Origin of the sequence: Calothrix sp. FACHB-168 (assembly GCF_963889195.1) — a bacterium.
GTDB classification, from domain to species: domain Bacteria; phylum Cyanobacteriota; class Cyanobacteriia; order Cyanobacteriales; family Nostocaceae; genus Aulosira; species Aulosira anomala_A.
Genome location: NZ_CAWPNJ010000035.1, coordinates 1 through 18934, shown reverse-complemented (window position 1 = coordinate 18934; position 18934 = coordinate 1). Strand labels below are relative to the sequence as shown.

At 40.9% G+C, this 18934-nt stretch carries 8 protein-coding genes; 5 read left to right on the top strand and 3 right to left on the bottom strand.

From position 1 onward, the window contains the following. Positions 1-304: 304 nt before the first annotated feature. Positions 305-2326 (top strand): carotenoid oxygenase family protein, encoded by a 2022-nt coding sequence (locus AACW45_RS21305; protein WP_190634557.1) that lies wholly within the window; start codon positions 305-307, stop codon positions 2324-2326. Between the two features lie 74 nt (positions 2327-2400). After that, the gene (locus tag AACW45_RS21300; protein ID WP_190634555.1) at positions 2401-8604 is read left to right on the top strand and encodes an AAA family ATPase; all 6204 of its coding nucleotides are present in this window, start codon (positions 2401-2403) and stop codon (positions 8602-8604) included. Between the two features lie 207 nt (positions 8605-8811). Here the strand turns inward: AACW45_RS21300 and AACW45_RS21295 are convergent, their stop codons facing one another. Then, on the bottom strand, positions 8812-9546 hold the full coding sequence (locus tag AACW45_RS21295; protein ID WP_190634553.1) for a 5'-methylthioadenosine/S-adenosylhomocysteine nucleosidase family protein: 735 nt from the start codon (positions 9544-9546) through the stop codon (positions 8812-8814). Positions 9547-10191: 645 nt separating this feature from the next. Continuing rightward, on the bottom strand, positions 10192-11064 hold the full coding sequence (locus tag AACW45_RS21290) for a ferritin-like domain-containing protein (RefSeq protein ID WP_190634551.1): 873 nt from the start codon (positions 11062-11064) through the stop codon (positions 10192-10194). Between the two features lie 151 nt (positions 11065-11215). On the opposite strand from AACW45_RS21290, the gene AACW45_RS21285 reads away from it, so the two are divergent. The 3 genes from AACW45_RS21285 to hpnH all read left to right on the top strand — a co-directional run bounded on the left by AACW45_RS21285 (position 11216) and on the right by hpnH (position 16021). After that, complete coding sequence (locus AACW45_RS21285; protein ID WP_190634549.1) at positions 11216-13903, top strand: efflux RND transporter permease subunit; 2688 nt, start codon at positions 11216-11218, stop codon at positions 13901-13903. Beyond that, positions 13903-14886 carry a hopanoid-associated sugar epimerase gene (gene hpnA, locus AACW45_RS21280; RefSeq protein WP_190634651.1) on the top strand — a complete coding sequence of 328 codons (984 nt, stop codon included), beginning with the start codon at positions 13903-13905 and terminating at the stop codon, positions 14884-14886. The genes AACW45_RS21285 and hpnA overlap by 1 nt, the downstream gene beginning before the upstream one ends. Positions 14887-15004: 118 nt before the next feature. Further along, entirely contained in the window at positions 15005-16021 is a 1017-nt protein-coding gene (gene hpnH / locus AACW45_RS21275; protein ID WP_190634547.1) for an adenosyl-hopene transferase HpnH, read from the top strand. Positions 16022-16243: 222 nt separating this feature from the next. Here the strand turns inward: hpnH and AACW45_RS21270 are convergent. Next, positions 16244-18934 (bottom strand): beta strand repeat-containing protein (locus AACW45_RS21270; RefSeq protein ID WP_190634546.1); only part of this gene is annotated, 2691 nt, incomplete at its 5' end.

The following is an 18934-nucleotide window of genomic DNA, read 5'->3' as shown; positions in this document are numbered from 1 at the left end:
ATCATAATTTTCGCGTTCTTCTTTGCGTCTTTGCGACTTTGCGTGAGCTTTTCAAACTCCTAGTCAACACAGCGACAATATTTATGCAAGAAGTCTAATGATATGAGATTTATATGAGTTTTATGTGTTCACACGTGCTGAAATTAATTTTAAGATTTAGATGTCTGCCAAAATACTCTGCTGAGGAATTTTGGCGGAGTCGCATAACTTAGTTCTTATTTTGCCTCGAATGTCAAGTATTTTTCTAATTACTCTTCGAGAGGCAATCAAAGTTGAAACTTTTTCCATATCCAAGGATAAATATATGGTTCAGGCATCTCCCAAAGTCCCGCTATCGATTATGAATGCGAATCGGGATGAACTTCCCGATCTGACAATGCAGATTGCTGAAGGAAATCTACCTAACGATCTACAGGGTCATGTTTTTCTGGTTGCACCAGCAGGCACAATCGATTCCAAAGAACTTCCCTACAAAAATGGAAATACTTGTTTGAATGGCGATGGCATGATTTATCGATTTGACTTCAATCAACCTGGTGAAGTGAAATGGAAGCAACGACTTGCCAAACCACTAGACTACATATTTGATAAGAAAACTCAAAACATACGCAAACCCTTTTTAGGAAAGTTGTTTCGATTCCACAACCACGGACTGATCAGATTTTCTGTCTTGCTCGGCTCGCGCAATGAGTTAAATACAGGCTTCTTGCCGATGAAATTTCCAGGGGAATCAAACGAGCGTCTACTAGTTACTTATGATGCAGGACGTCCCTACGAAGTTGATACACAAACTCTGGAGTTAGTAACTCCAGTTGGGAAACTAAATGAATGGGAAGGAGCAATAGACTTTCCTATTTATCCCTTTAAGCCAATTTTAAGCACTGCCCATCCTGTGTTTGATACCTACAAACACGAGATGTTTACAGTCAATTATGCCAGAACGCTAAGTCAATATTTAAAAGATATTATTCGTAACTTAAATGCGGAAACAGAAAAACAACAAGAGCCAGAAAAATATCAACGGCTATCAGTAATTTGTGAATTACTGGAGCAAGTATTACATGGCAATTTCTGGAATAATGATTTTGTCCATCTGATGCGGTGGGATGGTAAAGGTGAATTGAAAAAATGGCAGCTATTTGACCCCGATAATTCGCCAATCACTATTAAGCAGAGTATGCATCAGATTGGGTTAACTGAAGATTATATTGTGCTGATGGATACAGCATTTACCACTGGAATTGAGCAAATTTTGACTAATATTCCAGATATTCCCTTAATAGACGAAAGAAAATTAGTCCGGGTTGAGCCGTTACCAGACTCTATCATATATATTATTCGCCGCGACGATCTACAAGAAGGCAAAACAAAGGTTGTAGCGCAAAAGATAGTTATCCCGCTCGAAGCGGCTCACTTTTTGCTGGACTATGAAAATCCTGGCAACAAAATTACACTTCATGCTGCCCATATTTGTGCTTGGGATGTTGCTGAATGGTTGCGTCAAAGCGATCGCTCTCCTTATGATACATCTCAACCTGTTTCGCCTAATTTGAGTGGCACCCAACAGAGTCCGATGGATATTAGCCGCATGGGGCGTTATGTGATAGATGTTGATAACTTGAGCGTTAAAGAAAAAAAAGTCATTAGCGATCGCGATTGTACCTGGGGAGCCGGTTTATTCACTTATCTTGACAGACTACCATCGTCAGGTATGACTCCCAAAAAACTAGATAATATTTACTGGGTGTCTTTTGGACTTTGGGAAGAACTGACAACTGAATCTATGCGCGAGCAATATGAGGACTATCGTAATAGAGAAGTGCCTCTGGATGAAGTGCTGCAACTTGCTAAAGAAGGTAAACCGTCTTGCTTATTCCGATTAAACACTGCATCAAATGAATCAATGCGGATAGAAGATTACTACAAATTTCCTCAAGGCCATATAGCACTTTCGCCCCAGTTTATTCCTCGCAGTGTCGGCGAAGAAAGTTCAACTAACGGTTATATCATGTGTACCGTTTTTACTCCAGAGCGCGATGAAATTTGGATTTTTGATGCTAAAAAACTAAATGCCGAACCCTTATGTAAGCTGTATCATCCTCAACTTAACTTTGGTCTATCATTGCACACAACATGGTTGCAGAATCTCAGCCCTGCACAGGATAAGTATCGGGTTCCGGACGAGAAAGATGATATAAACTGGGCACTACAGCAGTTGCTGAAATTTGTGGACAGCTTGTCTTCTCTTGACGAAGTTTCTGTACCAAGGGGTGGTCAAGATCTCAAGACAGAGATGAAGGAGGAAATTCAAAATCTATTTCAGTGATAGATTGATCAATAGTTTGAGAATACAGTAGGATGCGTTGATAACGCATCCTACTGCTGCTGAGGAAAGTTATTATGTTCGTGCTACCAGGATACGACGTAAAAGAAACTATTTACGAAAAACTAAAAACAACTATTTACAGAGGTGTAGACGAGCGATCGCAACAGCCAGTTCTAATTAAAATAGTTAAAACAGAATACCCTAACCTTGAAGAAATTACTGGTTTGAAACAAGAGTATACAATTACTCATGATTTAAATTTTCAAGGTACTTTGAAAGCTGATAAACTGGAAAAATACCAAAATAACTTAGCTCTGATTTTAGAAGATATTGGCGGTCAACTTCTATCTCAGTTACTCCCCACAAATCAACTCTCCCTAACTGAGTTTCTTACTATTGCAATTTCTCTGAGTCAAACATTAGTTCAACTGCATAGCTGTGCAATTATTCATAAAGATATCAAACCTGATAATATTATTATCAATTTGCAAACAAATCAGGTAAAGCTGACTGGTTTTAATAGTGCTATCACCCTACCAAAAGAGCAACAAATAATTAATAGCCCTAACTTAATAGAAGGCACGCTAACTTATATCTCACCGGAACAAACCGGGAGAATGAATCGTTCCCTGGACTACCGCACTGACTTTTACAGTTTAGGCGTTACCTTTTATGAAATGCTGACTGGAGTTGTGCCCTTTCCTAGCTCCGATCCAATGGAGTTGGTTTATTGCCATATAGCAAAGCAACCAGTACCACCTTCAGAAATCAGAAAAATTCCCGCAGCAGTTTCACATATTGTGATGAAACTATTAGCCAAAAATGCTGACGACAGATATCAAAATGCTGCGGGACTAAAGTTTGATTTAGAAAACTGCCTACTTCAACTCCAAACGACAGGAAACATTGAAAGCTTTCCACTAGGGAGACGCGATCGCGGTAGTCAACTTTTCATCCCCCAACAACTTTATGGACGAGAACAAGAAGTACAGCTGCTCTTGGATACTTTTGCTAGAGTTGCGCAGGGAGCAACTGAAATTGTCATGGTTTCTGGTTACTCAGGTATTGGCAAAACTGCCATTGTGAATGAGGTTAATAAACCGATTGTAGAAGCACGGGGATATTTTATTGCTGGTAAATTTGACCAGTTTAAGCGCAATATACCCTACGACGCTTTAATTCAGGCTTTTCGCGAATTAATTCGTCAGTTGCTAACAGAAAGCGAAGCAAAAATTGCTGCTTGGAAACAGCAGCTTTTAGATGCTTTAGCGCCCAACGGACAGATTATTATTGATGTGATTCCAGAAATAGAACTAATTATTGGAAAGCAACCAGAGGTAGCACAACTGGGGCTAACTGAGTCGCAAAATAGGTTCAATCGCGTATTTCAGCAGTTTATTAATGCATTCTGCCAACCAGAACATCCGCTTGTAATTTTCCTCGATGATTTACAGTGGGCAGATGCAGCATCTCTAAAATTAATTCAACTCTTGACTGCTGATGATAACAGTCAATATTTGTTTGTGATTGGAGCATATCGAGATAATGAGGTAGATTTGACTCACCCACTAGTTCAGACAATCGAGAAAATTAGAACAAATGGAACTGCGATCGCTAATCTCACTATTGCACCTTTATCTGATATCCATGTAACTCAATTAATAGAAGATATCTTAGGCGAAAATGTCCAAACAGAGCAGGTGCAGCAGTTATCAGAGTTAGTTTTTAATAAAACCCAAGGCAATCCCTTTTTTATCACCCAGTTTATCCAAACACTATATAAAGAAAAATTACTAATTTATCGAGTAGATTGTGATTCATGGTATTGGGACATAGAGCAAATCCAAGCTATTGGTATCCTTGATTGCAATATTGTTGAACTGATCGCTAGAAATATTCGCCAACTACCACCAGAAACTCAGAAAGTTTTAAAACTTGCGGCTTGCATTGGTAACTATTTTAATTTAAAAGTTCTGGCAATTGTCACTGAAGAATCGGAATTATCTACAGCTAGAAAACTTTGGCCAGCACTGCAAGCTGGTTTAATTTTACCTCAATCTCATACATATAAAATTCCTCTGGCTTTCTCTGAACTAGAAGCAATAGAATTGCCATTACATGATGTACGAGTAGACTACAAGTTTTTGCATGACAGAGTGCAACAAGCTGCTTATTCTCTGATTCCCGCAAATGAGAACCAATCAACTCATTATCAAATTGGTAAATTATTACAAAAAAATATGTCTAGGCAAGAGCAAAATGATAATATTTTTGCTCTTGTCAATCAATTAAATTTTGGTGTCGAGCTACTCACTAACCAAGCGCAAAAAGATGAATTAGCTAACTTAAATTTTATTGCAGGACGGAAAGCGAAGGCAGCTATAGCATACGAAGCTGCGGTCAATTACTTAAATATAGGTTTAAATATTTTAGGAACAGATAGCTGGGAATATCAATATAATTTGACTGCTAACCTCTATTTAGAAACCTCAGAAGCGCAATATCTTAACTCTAATTTAGAACAGGCGGCAAGATTATGTAATATTGCCTTTCAACATATCAAAACAGTAATAGAAAAAGTCAAAATCTACAAAATTAAAATTAAGCTGGCGCTGGCTCAAAATCAGATTGAACTAGCAATAGACATAGGCTTGCAAGTTTTGGAAATGCTGGGAGTGACTTTAGTGCGATCGCTACCACAAGAACTCGATATTGGGGAGATAGCCCAATTATCAAGCATGAACGCTCCCGATAAGCTGGCAGCGATGGAAATTTTAATGCTCATACACCCACCAGCTTGTTTTGGAGAAAGTGAGTTAGCGCTACCTATCATATATACAATGGTCGAACTCTCCAGGCAATATGGAAATTCGCCACCATCTATTTACGCATATGTTGTTTATGGCAATATTAGGATTTGGCTATTACCAAATATAGATTTTGCGTATCAACTCGGTCAATTATCTCAGCTATTATTAGAGCGGTTGAATGCTAGAGAGTTTCAAGCTAAATCATTACTGCCAATTTCTATTAATATTACTCATTGGAAGCAGCACACCAGAGAAACTATAGAACCGTTGCTGCGAGCAATTCAAGACGCATTAGAAGTTGGCGATATAGAATTTGCTTGCCATGCTGCTCATTTTTACTGCGCTCATATATTCTTCAACGGCAATAACTTAGAATACGTGCAAGATAAGCAGAAACAATATATTAAATTTATCGACAAATTTAGGCAGGAACATCAGCTTTACTTAGCAAGAATTGATGGACAGTTAGTAGATAATTTAAGAGAGCTTGCCCCAGATAAATTAGTTTTAACTGGCGAGTATCTGAACGAAGAAGAAACCATCGCATATTTTCAACAACATAATAATTTAATCTCTTTATTCAGCATATACTTTGCCAAATGTATGGTTTGTTATTTATTTAAAAATTATGAAAAATCTCTAGACTCAGCCCAAATAGGAGCCAGATATTCTGGATATGTTCAAAGTGAAATTATTTTTGTTCAACATAATTTTTACTATTCCCTGGCACTGCTAGCTCACCATTTTCCTACTGGGGTGCAGGTAAATTTAGGCAGCAAAAATGAGAAACACCAGTACTTAAGCCAAGTATTGGAGAATCAAGAAAAAATGCAATATTGGGCGCAACATTGCCCAATGAATTATCAGCACAAGTACGAGTTAGTGGAGGCAGAAAAAGCCCGTGTCTTGGGGCAAACTCTTGTAGCAATGGAGTATTACGATCGCGCAATTCAAGGAGCTAGACAACAGGGCTATATTCAAGAAGAAGCCTTGGCTTATGAATTAGCAGCAGAATTTTATTTGTCTTTAGGTAGAAAAGAGATTGCTCAAAGCTACATGGCGAAAGCTCATTATTGCTATGTGCGTTGGGGAGCAACTGCGAAGGTAAGAGATTTAGAGTCAAGATATCCACAATTCTTTTTGCAGACATTTGCGTCAGAAACGAGCAATACTGGCGCTTTAGACTTGGCGACTACAATCAAAGCTTCACAAGCGCTAGCGAGTGAAATCGTTACCGACAAGCTCCTCAATAAGCTGATGAAAATTGTGATGGAGAATGCTGGCGCTCAAGTCAGTTGTTTGATTTTAGAAAGAAATGGTCAATTGGTAGTAGAAGCTAGGGGTTCTGTAGAAAAAGATGAATTTATTGTTTGTCAGTCTTCACCGATAAAAATTGCTGATTGTCTTCCCTTATCTCTTATTAATTATGTCAAAAGAACAAAAGAATATGTAGTTTTAAATGATGCAACCCATGAGGGAAGATTTATTAACGATCCTTATATTATTAGGCATCAACCTAAATCTATATTGTGCATCCCGATTATCCATCAAGGTCAGCTAATTGGTCTGCTGTATTTGGAAAATTATCTGACTACCGATGCCTTTACTTCCGAAAGATTAGAAGTATTAAAAATACTCTCCTCTCAGGCAGCAATCTCGCTAAAAAATGCTCAACTATACGCAGAAATGACTGCCTTAAATCTCAACTTAAAGCAAGAAATTGGCAAACGCCAACAAGCAGAAGAAGCATTGCGTGAAAGTGAAAGAAGATTAGCTCAATTTTTGGAAGCTGTCCCTGTGGGTATATTCGTTGTTGATGCTCATGGCAAACCCTACTATGCCAATCAAACCGCACAACAGATACTTGGCAAAGGTATCCTCACCGAAGCTACAACTGCTGAATTAAGTGAGATATATCAAGTCTACATAAGTGGAACTGAGCAGTTATACCCTACCGAACAGCAACCTATTGTCCAAGCATTGAGTGGCGATTGCATCACCATTGATAATATGGAGATTCGCCAAACAGATAAAATTTTCCCTCTAGAGGTATCAGCTACCCCAATTTTTGATGAAAAAAGTCAAATTGTCTATGCCATAGCTGCCTTTACCGACATCAGCCAACGCAAACGAGCGGAAGCTGAACGGATTCAATTTACTCAAGAACTTGCTATTAAGAATGTTGCCTTGGAACAGGCGACAAAAGCATTAGCTGAGTCCAACTCTTCTTTAGAACAAAAAGTTGAGGAACGCACTCAAGAACTGTTACAAACGCTAGAAATTCTTAAAGCTACCCAAGCCAAACTTGTATTTGAAAACGCTCTATTGCAAAATGCAGCACAACCTTCAAACTACGATTATCAAGTTGGGGGTAGTTTGCCTATGGATGCTCTGACTTATGTAGTGCGTTCTGCCGATCGCCAGCTCTACAAGGCATTGAAGCGTGGAGAGTTTTGTTACATTCTCAATGCACGGCAGATGGGCAAATCAAGCCTTATGGTACGCATGATGCACCATTTTCAGCAAGAGGGGTTTCGCTGTGCGGCGATCGACATGACTCGCCTTGGTAGTGAAAATATCACTCCTCATCAATGGTACAAAGGATTAGCGGTGGAGTTATGGCAGAGTTTTGACCTGCAAGAATTGGTAAATCTCAAAGCTTGGTGGAATGAGCAAAAAGATTTGTCGCCTATCCAGTGCTTGAGTCAGTTTATAGAAAATATCTTGCTAGAGCAAGTTGACAGTGAACAAATTTTTATATTTGTGGATGAAATTGATAGCATCTTAGGTTTAAATTTCCCCGTTAATGACTTTTTTGCACTGATTCGCTTCTGCTACAATCAGCGCAGTATTAATCCCAAGTATCGGCGTTTAACTTTTGCTTTATTTGGGGTAGCTACACCTTCAGATTTAATCAGTGATTACAAGAGAACGCCGTTTAACATTGGTCAAGCAATTCAACTAGAGGGATTTAAAGAACATGAAGCTCAACCACTGCTGCAAGGGTTAATAGAAAAAGTTAGCAATCCTCAAGTAGTACTGAAAGAAATATTAGCTTGGACAAATGGTCAGCCTTTTCTCACTCAAAAGCTTTGTCGCCTCATTCGTAATTCTTCGTTTTCTATTCCCACAAAAGGTGAAGCCGCATGGATAGAGAATCTGATCCAAACTCAGGTAATAGAAAATTGGGAATCTCAGGACGAGCCAGAGCATTTAAGAACGATTCGCGATCGCATTCTCAACAGCGAACTACAACCCGCTCGCTTGTTAGAGATTTACCGACAAATTTTGCAACAAGGAGAAATTCCTGTTATTGATACTCCACAAGCAAGGGAATTACTTTTGTCAGGGCTGGTGGTTAAACAACAAGGTTGTCTCAAAGTCCATAATAGAATTTATAAATTGATTTTTGATAGCAGTTGGATGGAACAGATAGACTTTAACCCGGAAAATACTAGAAATAACTAGTAAAAACTGTGTATTAGGCGCTATCTTGCCTGTCTCTGGTTAATCAACCAGAGATTGTTTTTAGGAAAATATTAATACTTCCATTAACATCCCTATCAACTTTATAGCAGCTTTTGGTTGATACCGAAATAACGCCGTCACCCTAGAAGGGTGCGGCTAATACAACAAAGCCCACAAAGCTGGGCTTGGTAACGATAGCCCCAGGCTTTAGCCTGTGGGCGTTATTTCGGGTAAGTGAGGAATCAGAATCTTTTTGCTGACTTCTTCTAATACTTTTAATCCTTGTAAAGAACCGCGAATTAAACGAATAGCAGCAATTGGCTGTTTAATAAATGTCATTGCTAAAGGTAACGGGCGCAGGGAACCATCGGGGCTAATGGCTGATGTTAAATCGGGGATATCATGGTGACAATCATCGCTGACGACACGCAATATTGCGACTGCTACGCCAAGGGAATTGAAGAATTCTAAGGCTGCAAATCCTTCCATATCGACAACATCAGCGCCTAGCGTTTCACCAAGCTGGCGTTTTTCTGTTGCAGAACAAATTACGCGATCGCTTGTTAGTCCCTTAACTAAGGTAAGCTGTGAATTCAATTGCGATCGCATCTGTACTGTAAAAGCGCGTTCCCCGAAGGGGTTGCCGTAGGCATCGCACTCTTGCACTTTTCCCTGATAAATACAGTTTTCATACAATACAATCTTTCCCACTGGGTAATTGGGCGATAAACTACCACACAAACCCATCAGCAGTATTCTTAACTGTGGTTGATTGCTAAATATTCCATCTGCTTGCAATTTGTGCAGATATGTGGTTAATGGTTTTATACCTACAGGAATAGGAATGATATTTGGCTTGGTGATAGTGACACGGTTTAAGCCACGACACACAGCTTGATATTCTGCGCCTTGAGGGACAAGGATTAATGGGGCATTGGGCATGGGGCATTGGGCATTGGGAATGGGGTAAGCTTGAGCTTTGAGATTAAAAAATTAATGAATGAGGTTCAAAGACTCATTAATCAGGCTCAAAGACTCATTAATCAGGCTCAAAGACTCGTTAATCAGGCTCAAAGACTCATTAATCAGGCTCAAAGACTCGTTAATCAGTCTCAAAGACTCATTAATTAGTCTCAAAGACTCGTTAATCAGGCTCAAAGACTCGTTAATCAGGCTCAAAGACTCGTTAATCAGTCTCAGATACTCATTAATCAGTCTCAGATACTCGTTAATCAGTCTCAAAGACTCAAAAAGCACTGTCAATGGACAATGCTTTTTGTTTCTATTCTCTTATTTTTCTGAGATAGCATGGGCGCGATCGCTTAAAGCTCAATACGGTTCAGTGAAGGATAAATTGTAGGTTGAGCTTACCGTGTGTAAACCCAACAAGCAGCCGAAAATGTTGGGTTTCGGGACATCCAATTTTTTAAATACCCAATCAATTTGTAGTGCGTTCGCGTAGCGTGTCCGAAGGACAAACGTCTCGCTCGTTTTAGAACAACAGCGAGCAAGACTTCGGCGTGAGCGCTCAGTCGAACGCTGCTCGCACTACGGAATATGGGTAATTTATTTTTTGTAAGTAATTTTTTAATCAAATATGATATTGTCTGTTTTCTCCTTAAAATTGTGCTGCTGGCGCTTCTTGGGGATTAGTTGCAAAGTGCGGTAGGCAATAGTAGCCAGTTTGGGCATTAATTCAGGTTTGAGTAAGCGCTCGTCATACTTGCTCATGCGCTGGTAATTTTCCTGAATGCATACGCTGAGAAACTTTTCTAATGTCAAGTCGTCGGTGAAAATGCTAGCACCAGTGGCGGTAAAACCTGTACCGCTAGAATCGGCATCGCCAAAGGCGGTAATTAAATTACTCAGTGCTTTGCCATAGTATCCTAAAGTTCTGACGATTCGCAGAGGGAGAAATCCTTGACGGCGATTAATCTGAATGTAGGTAAACCAGTTGACAAAAAAGACAATATGCCTTGCTTCTTCGTTCAAGATTGGATCGAAAATGGTGAAGAGTGCTTCTGGAAAGACTTTGGCGTCACGGGCAATACCAAATAGCCCAAAGGCAAAGAAAGAATCCAGGCATTCTTCAAAGCCAAAGGTGGTGAATGCTGGCTCAATCTTGGGGGGTAGTACCACCGGCGGACGTTCCGGCATGTTGATACTATAACGGTCAATTAGGGTTTTAATCAGCCTAGCATGGCGCGATTCTTCTCTACCTTGGAGAGCGATCGCTTCATGTAAGAGGGGATCTGTAACAGTGGCGGCGTAACTGCTAACCATTGCGCCGGCTTCCCGTTCAATATCTAGTGCTTTCTCCCAAAAGGGAATTGCTTGCAAACGAGCTAAATCTGCTTCATTTAAATTCGGCCAAGGTAGATTTTCTGGCTCATATTCTAAGTGGCTATCTAAAAAGCTGCGGCAGAATAATTCCTTGTGTTCAATAGAGCCAAGTTTCATATCTCAAATTCCATTTAGTATAAAAAATTAATTCATACCAAGGTGAGAACATTCAGCAATCTTGCTAATTGGGGATTACCCGAACTCGTAAACTGTAAGTGATTACTGTAGCATGTCAATAATTGTGTCACCTGCACGATGATTTTCCAAGATGGTCAAGCCTAATAGCCCTAAATCTGCAAGAGAACGCTTCAATATTTCTAAATTGGCCATTGAATTTTCGTGGCTGACGGTAAGTTTTTGGATTGCTGTGACGGTAGCTGGGCTTTTAGCTTTCAGTTCCCTCAAGTATGCTTTGTTTCCAGATATTACCTTTCCGGTGGTGGTAGTAAATGCGACTGCGCCTATCTCCACAGCCCTGGATACTGAGACAAAACTTACCCAACCACTCGAACAGCAGTTAAAATCCCTGGAAGGAGTTGAGGATATCCGCTCATCTACTTATCCGGGACAAACTGCTGTTAGCTTATCTTTTGTCGTCGGCACAAATTTAGAAACATCGACGCGCCAAGTTGAGAATACAATCAAGAATTTGACTCTAACTGAGGGGGCAAAGTATAAGATTATTCCCCTAAACTTAAATGAGTCTTCAGCGATTAGTTATGCAATTGAGAGTCCTAACGGGAATCTCACGGATTTGGCGAAGTTGGCAAAGGATAAAATTGTGCCAGCGATCGCTAAATTGCCAGGAGTGCTAAAAGTAATACTGTTAGGCGAACCGAGTAATTCCCCACCGCAGTTATCAGCCGATACAGCAGCTTTACCGGAAGGTGGCGCAACTTTAATTCGCTTTAACGGTAAGGATGCTTTAGCATTTCAGGTAATTAAAAAGGGGACGGCGAATACTTTAGAAGTTGTCAGCCTGGTAGAAGATGAAGTCAAAAAGCTGCAATCTTCCCTCAAGGATGTAAAACTCACCTTAGCTGCAACTCAAGCCGAGTATATCCACAACGCCACCCAATCAACAATCAATGCACTGATTGAAGCTGTAGTGTTGTCAATTATCGTCATTTTTCCTTTTTTGTGGAATTGGCGAGCAACTCTGATTTCCGCCTTGGCGATTCCCACCTCTTTGTTGGGCACATTTATCATCATGGCGTTTTTTGGTTTTAACTTAGAAACGATTACATTGTTAGCCTTGGCGTTAGTTATCGGCAGCGTCATCGATGATGCGATTATTGATGTAGAAAACATCATGCGCCACATTGATGATGGGGAAAGTCCCTGCCAAGCCGCCTATTCAGCTACCAATGAAATTGGATTAACAGTTGTCGCCACCACTGCTACAGCAGTAGCAGTTTTTTTACCCATAGGTTTGATGGGTGGGGTAGTTGGACAATTTTTTAAGCCATTTGGAATCACGGTTTCCGGTGCTTTTATTGCTTCTACATTAGTTGCTCGAACTTTGTCACCAGTTTTGGCTATTTACTGGCTAAAACCTAAACCTTCCCATACCCCGCACCAAGAAGCAAAAATTTGGGTGAGTTTTACCCAATTTTACAGAGAATTGCTGCGGTGGTCTTTAACTCACAGAAAGATAGTCATGGGATTAGCTTTACTTAGCTTAATTGGCGGTATGGCGCTGGTACCTTTGATTCCCAAAGGTTTTATTCCCAAACTCGATCGCGGCGAATTTAATATTACTTACAACACTCCTTTAACTGTACCTGATGCTTTTCGTTCAGCAGTAGATGCAGCAGCGCAGTTAGTTTTGGGGGGACAAGGGGGAGGAAATACTTCATCTATCCCTAATCCTTTAGAAGATTCGCTACAAGTGGCGAAGAAAATAGAAGCGGTGGTGAGAAAATCGCCAGATGTGCAAACAGTATTTACTACTGTGGGTTCTCGTGAAGGTGAGCCGAACAAAGGCACAATTTACGTCAAACTTAAAGAAGACCGCAAAATTACAACTGCGGAATTACAAGAGCAATTTCGTGCTTCTTTACCAAGTCTTCCCAATGTAACTACCAGTGTGGAAGATATTCAATTTGTTGATACTGGTGGTCAAAAACCCTTACAGTTGGCATTAAGAGGTGATAATCTTCAAGAACTCAGCCAGACAGCCAAAGCAATTAAAGACCGAGTAGTCAAATTACCGGGATTTGCTGATGTGACTGTAACAGGTGAAAAAAATATCAACGACCAAATTTTTCAAATCGAGCGACTAAATAATCAACGAGTAGCTTATATTAGCGCTAACTTAGGCAAAGATTTGTCCTTAGGTGATGCTACCGATGAAGTAGTAGCAGCAGCTAAAGCAGTGTTACCGCCTACTGTTTCTTTAGATTTGGGAGGAGATTCTGCCCGTCTGGGTGAAGTTGTGGGTAGTTTTGCCACTACTCTAGTTTTATCAGCACTGTGTATTGTCGGAGTACTGATTTTGCTGTTTAGAAGCTGGGTAGATCCGGTAGTGATTGGTGTTTCTTTGCCATTAGCACTAGTAGGCGCATTACTAGCATTACTCATTACTAAAAGTGACTTTGGCATGATTTCGCTGATTGGTTTTGTCTTCTTGCTGGGTTTGGCAAATAAAAATGCGATTTTGCTTGTAGATTATATCAATCAGCTACGTCAATCTGGCTTAGAGCGTACCGAAGCGATTTTAAAAACTGGAGTAGTGCGCCTGAGACCAATTATGATGACTACTGCTTCAACTATCTTAGGGATGCTTCCCATTGCTTTAGGATTTGGTGCAGGTTCAGAATTGCGATCGCCTATGGCGGTGGCTATTGCTGGCGGGTTAGTCAGTTCTACAGTCCTCAGTTTAATTGTCGTGCCTGTAGTCTACGCCATTTTAGATGATTGGTTTCCCCGATTTAAAAAGAGGTGGAATCCTTGATGCAAGCTTTTGTCACCGGTGGAACTGGTTTTATAGGTGCCCATGTGGTTCGCTTGTTGCTGCAAGAAGGATATGCAGTCAAAGCACTGGTACGTCCTAGCAGCAACCTAGAAAACTTGCAAGGGTTAAATGTGGAACTTGTCAAGGGCGATTTAAATGATGCTAACTTGGCAGAGAAAATGCAAGGTTGTCAGTATTTATTTCATATCGCCGCTTATTATTCTCTGTGGCAAACAGACAAAGAGCTACTTTACCAGCATAACGTCCAAGGTACGCGCAACGTACTTGCCGCCGCCCAACAAGCGGGGATTGAACGCACAGTATATACTAGCTCCGTTGCTGCCATTGGCGTCGGGGAATCTGGTAAAGTCGTAGATGAAACTCATCAGAGTCCCTTAGAAAAATTGGTTGGTCACTATAAAAAGTCTAAATTTCTGGCAGAACAAGTAGCTATGCAAGCAGCTATTAAAGGTCAGGAAATCGTTGTAGTTAATCCTAGCAGCCCAATTGGGCCATTGGATATTAAACCGACGCCAACAGGTGATATTATTCTGCGATTTTTGCGGCGACAGATGCCATTTTATGTAGATACAGGACTGAATTTCATTGATGTGCGAGATGTAGCCTGGGGACATTTACTAGCTTTACAGCGAGGTAAAAAAGGCGATCGCTATATTTTAGGACATCAAAATCTCAGCCTCAAGCAACTGCTAGAACAACTCGCCGAAATTACAGGATTACCAGCACCACAAACCGCCGTACCTAGTTGGCTACCCCTGAGTGTTGCTTGGATTGATGAAAAAATTCTTGCACCCTTAGGTAAACCACCCTCAGTCCCCTTAGATGGTGTACGCATGGCGCAACAACCAATGTATTACAATCCAGCAAAAGCAGTCACAGAATTGGGCTTACCTCAGTCTTCCCTGAAAACAGCGCTACAAGACGCTGTTGATTGGTTTACGAGTAAGGGATACGTCAAATGAGGCAAACTTCCCAGATAACACCAATGCCCCATGCCCAATGCCCAATGCCCCATGCCCCCTAAAAGGGAGTGAGCTTTTCGTGGTGTTTTTCTACTTAATCGAGGAGTGAACAGAGTCAATGGCAATTAATTTACAACAAGCTATAGATATCGGGAAATATTTGGTAACTCAGCGTTTAAAAGGACGCAAACGCTTTCCCTTAGTATTAATGTTAGAACCGCTATTTCGGTGTAACCTTGCCTGTAACGGTTGCGGTAAAATCCAACATCCACCGGAAATCCTCAAGCAAAACCTCACCCCAGAACAATGCTTCGCTGCTGTAGAAGAATGCGGCGCACCAGTAGTTTCCATTCCTGGGGGAGAACCCTTACTACATCCGCAAATTGATGAGATTGTTCGCGGATTAGTCCAACGCAAGAAATATATTTACTTGTGTACGAATGGTTTATTACTAGAGAAAAGTCTGCATAAATTCCAACCTTCCCCTTACTTAACTTTTAGCGTCCATTTAGATGGAATGCGCGAGTTACACGATCAATGTGTTGACCGTCAAGGGGTTTTTGATATTGCTATCAAAGCCATTCGCGCCGCTAAAGCCCAAGGTTTCCGCGTCACAACTAACACCACTATCTTTAAGGATACTGACCCCACAGAAATCCAGAACTTTTTCGATTTTCTGGAAACCTTAAATACTGATGGAATGATGATTTCCCCAGGCTACAGCTACGAATGGGCACCAGATCAAGAGCATTTTCTCAAACGCGAACAAGCCCACGCCTTATTTAGAGAAATTCTTGCACCCCATCAATCGGGCAAGAAAAACTGGAATTTCAACCACAACCCCTTATTCCTAGACTTCCTCACTGGTGAAAAAGACTATGAATGTACGCCTTGGGGTAGCCCTAGCTATAGCGTTCTGGGCTGGCAAAAACCATGCTATTTATTAAATGAAGGCTATTATGCCACCTTTAAAGAATTACTAGAAGACACCGACTGGAGTCAATACGGTCGTGCTAGCGGTAATCCCAAATGTGCCGATTGCATGGTTCACTGCGGCTATGAACCCACAGCCGCAATGGATGCAATGCAACCGCAAAATATCGCCCGTTCCTTGGGTACAGTGTTTGGTAAATAACTTATTGAGCGGGGGAAACCCCGCCTTTTAGGGAACTCCAAAAAATAAATTATTCCGTTAAACGTTGACTGTTGACAGTTGACGGTTCACAGTTAACAGTCAACCGTCTGTAGGGGCGGTTTTTGTGAGATATTCATGTCGAAAACAGATATGTCGGTTAAACCCGCCCGTACAACAATAGCAATGGAATATTTTTTTACTTGGAAGTCCCTTACCGCAATCCTAGAAAATCAAGTTGCTTTGATTAAAGTTACCAGCAGTAAAGTTGTTAATTGTAACTAACGTGCTAAAACTAGCATTGCTACCCAAACCATCAGTGTCAATCTGAATCAAAGTATTTGCGCCAGATTGTATGGCTCTAACATAACCATCAGCAATGGGATTAGTGCCGCTATAGTTCAAATTAACCAATAGGTTTTGCAACACTAACACATCACTTGTACGGCTAAAGTCGGTAATGGTATCATTGCCTTCACTTAAACTCTCAAAAACAAATCTATCATTACCAGAACCACCACTTAGCTGATCTTGACCAAATCCACCCACTAGTACATCGTTACCTGCACCACCAGATAAACTATCATTGCCATCGTTACCATAAAGGCTATCATCGCCGTTATTTCCTCTCAAAGTGTTAGCACCAGAGTTACCGATGAGGATGTTATTGCGATCGTTACCTGTACCAGTATTGTTAGCAGTTCCACTTAGGGTTAAGTTTTCCAGGTTATTGCCCAAAGTCCAACTAACAGAAGAATTAACTAAATCTGTCCCCGCATCTAATTCTTCGGTAATTACATCAGTACTACTGTTGACTACGTAAGTGTCATCACCTAAACCACCAATGAGACTATCCTGATTGGAACCACCATCAAGAAAATCGTTACCTTCGCCACCAAATAAGGTGTCATTACCTGAACCACCATCTAGGCGATCGTCACCGTTATCACCTGATAAGGTATCATTCCCAGAGTTACCGAGTAGGCTATCATTACCTACACCGCCAGATAAGTTATCATTACCAGAGTTACCATCTATGGTATCCTCCCCATCTCCGCCACTCAGAACGTTAGCCCCAGTACCGCCCCTAATAAAGTTATTGAGATTGTTACCTGTACCATTAATTGCCGAACTAACAGTGAGAGTGAGATTTTCCAGGTTATTGCCCAGAGTCCAGGTTATGGAAGAATTAACTAAATCCGTACCAGCATCTACACCCTCAATTACAACATCATTGATACTATCTACGGTGTAATTATCATTACCTAATCCACCAACTAAGGTGTCACTGCCTGTGCCACCATCTAGGCTATCGTTACCGTCACCACCAACTAAGTTGTCATTACCTCCGCTACCAACTAGGGTGTCATTCCCATCTGCACCACTTAAAGAGTTAGCCGCACTATTCCCCGTAATCAAGTTATTGAGATTGTTACCTGTACCGTTAATTGCTGAACTACCACTCAGAGTCAAATTTTCTACATTTTCGCTTAGAGTCCAGGTTACAGAGGAATTAACTAAATCCGTACCAGCATCTAAAGCCTCAATTAGAACATCATTGATACTATCTACGGTGTAATTATCATTGCCTGTGCCACCATCAAGAATATCATTGCCTGTGCCACCATCTAGCCTATCGTTACCGTCACCACCAACTAAAGTGTCATTGCCGGAACTACCAACTAGGCTATCGTTGCCGTCACCACCAACTAAGGTATCATTGCCGGAACTACCAACTAGGCTATCGTTACCTGCATCTCCAAACAAACTGTCATTGCCCGATCCTCCAGTAAGACTATCATCACCATCGTTACCACTGAGGAGGTCGTTATTATCCAGCCCTGAGATTGTATCATTACCCTGAAGTCCGGAGATCATATCTCTTTGTGTAGTACCAGTTAAATTGTCTGCACCTGAGGTTCCATTAATCACATTGAAATTAGGATTAATTGTCAAGTTGACAGTGGCAGTGCTGGTGAGTCCTAATACATCACTGATAGTGTAAGTGAAGCTATCAGAACCAAAATAGCCAGTAACGGGAGTGTAAATGTAAGCGCCATTGCTGTTAACTAAAGTTCCTTGGCTAGGTTGGCTAAAAGAAATAATACTTAAGACATCTGTAACATCGACATCGCTATCATTGCTTAGTAATGTAGCTGCACTGATTTCAATGTTTGGATTTTGAACATTAGTATTAGTGAAGGTATCATTTCTCGCAATAGGTGCATCATTGACAGCAGCCAGATTGAAAAATTGAGTCGCCGCAACAGTACCACCATTACCATCGACTACATTGTAAGTGAGGTTAACTCTACCGTTGAAGTTGTTATTTGGCTCGAAGATGTAATTACTATTACCATTGTCTTTCAATATACCGTTAGTCGCGCTCAAGTTGGCTACTGAGAGACTATTAGCATCGACATCGTTAAATCCTTGGAGTAAATCTGAAACCTTAATGGTGTAATTCTCATCTTCTGTGCCATTTTCTAAGGTTGCGCTAGCAACACCTGTGGGTGCATCATTCACAGCAGACAGATTGAAAGATTGAGAAGCAGCTACTGTACCACCATTACCATCAACTACATTGTAAGTGAGGTTGACTGTGCCGTTAAAGTTGTCATTTGGCTCGAAGGTGTAAGTACCATCATTGTTGTTACTAATGGTGCCGTTAGTTGCTGTCAAGTTAGCTACTGCGAGATTATCGCCATCGACATCGCTAAATCCAAGCAGTAAATCTGAGACATTAATGGCGTAAGCAATATCTTCTGTGCCATTTTCTAAGGATGCGCTAGCAACACCTGTGGGTGCATCATTGACAGCAGACAGATTGAAAGATTGAGTCGCCGCAACAGTACCACCATTACCATCGACGACATTGTAGCTGAGGTTAACTGTACCGTTAAAGTTGTTATTTGG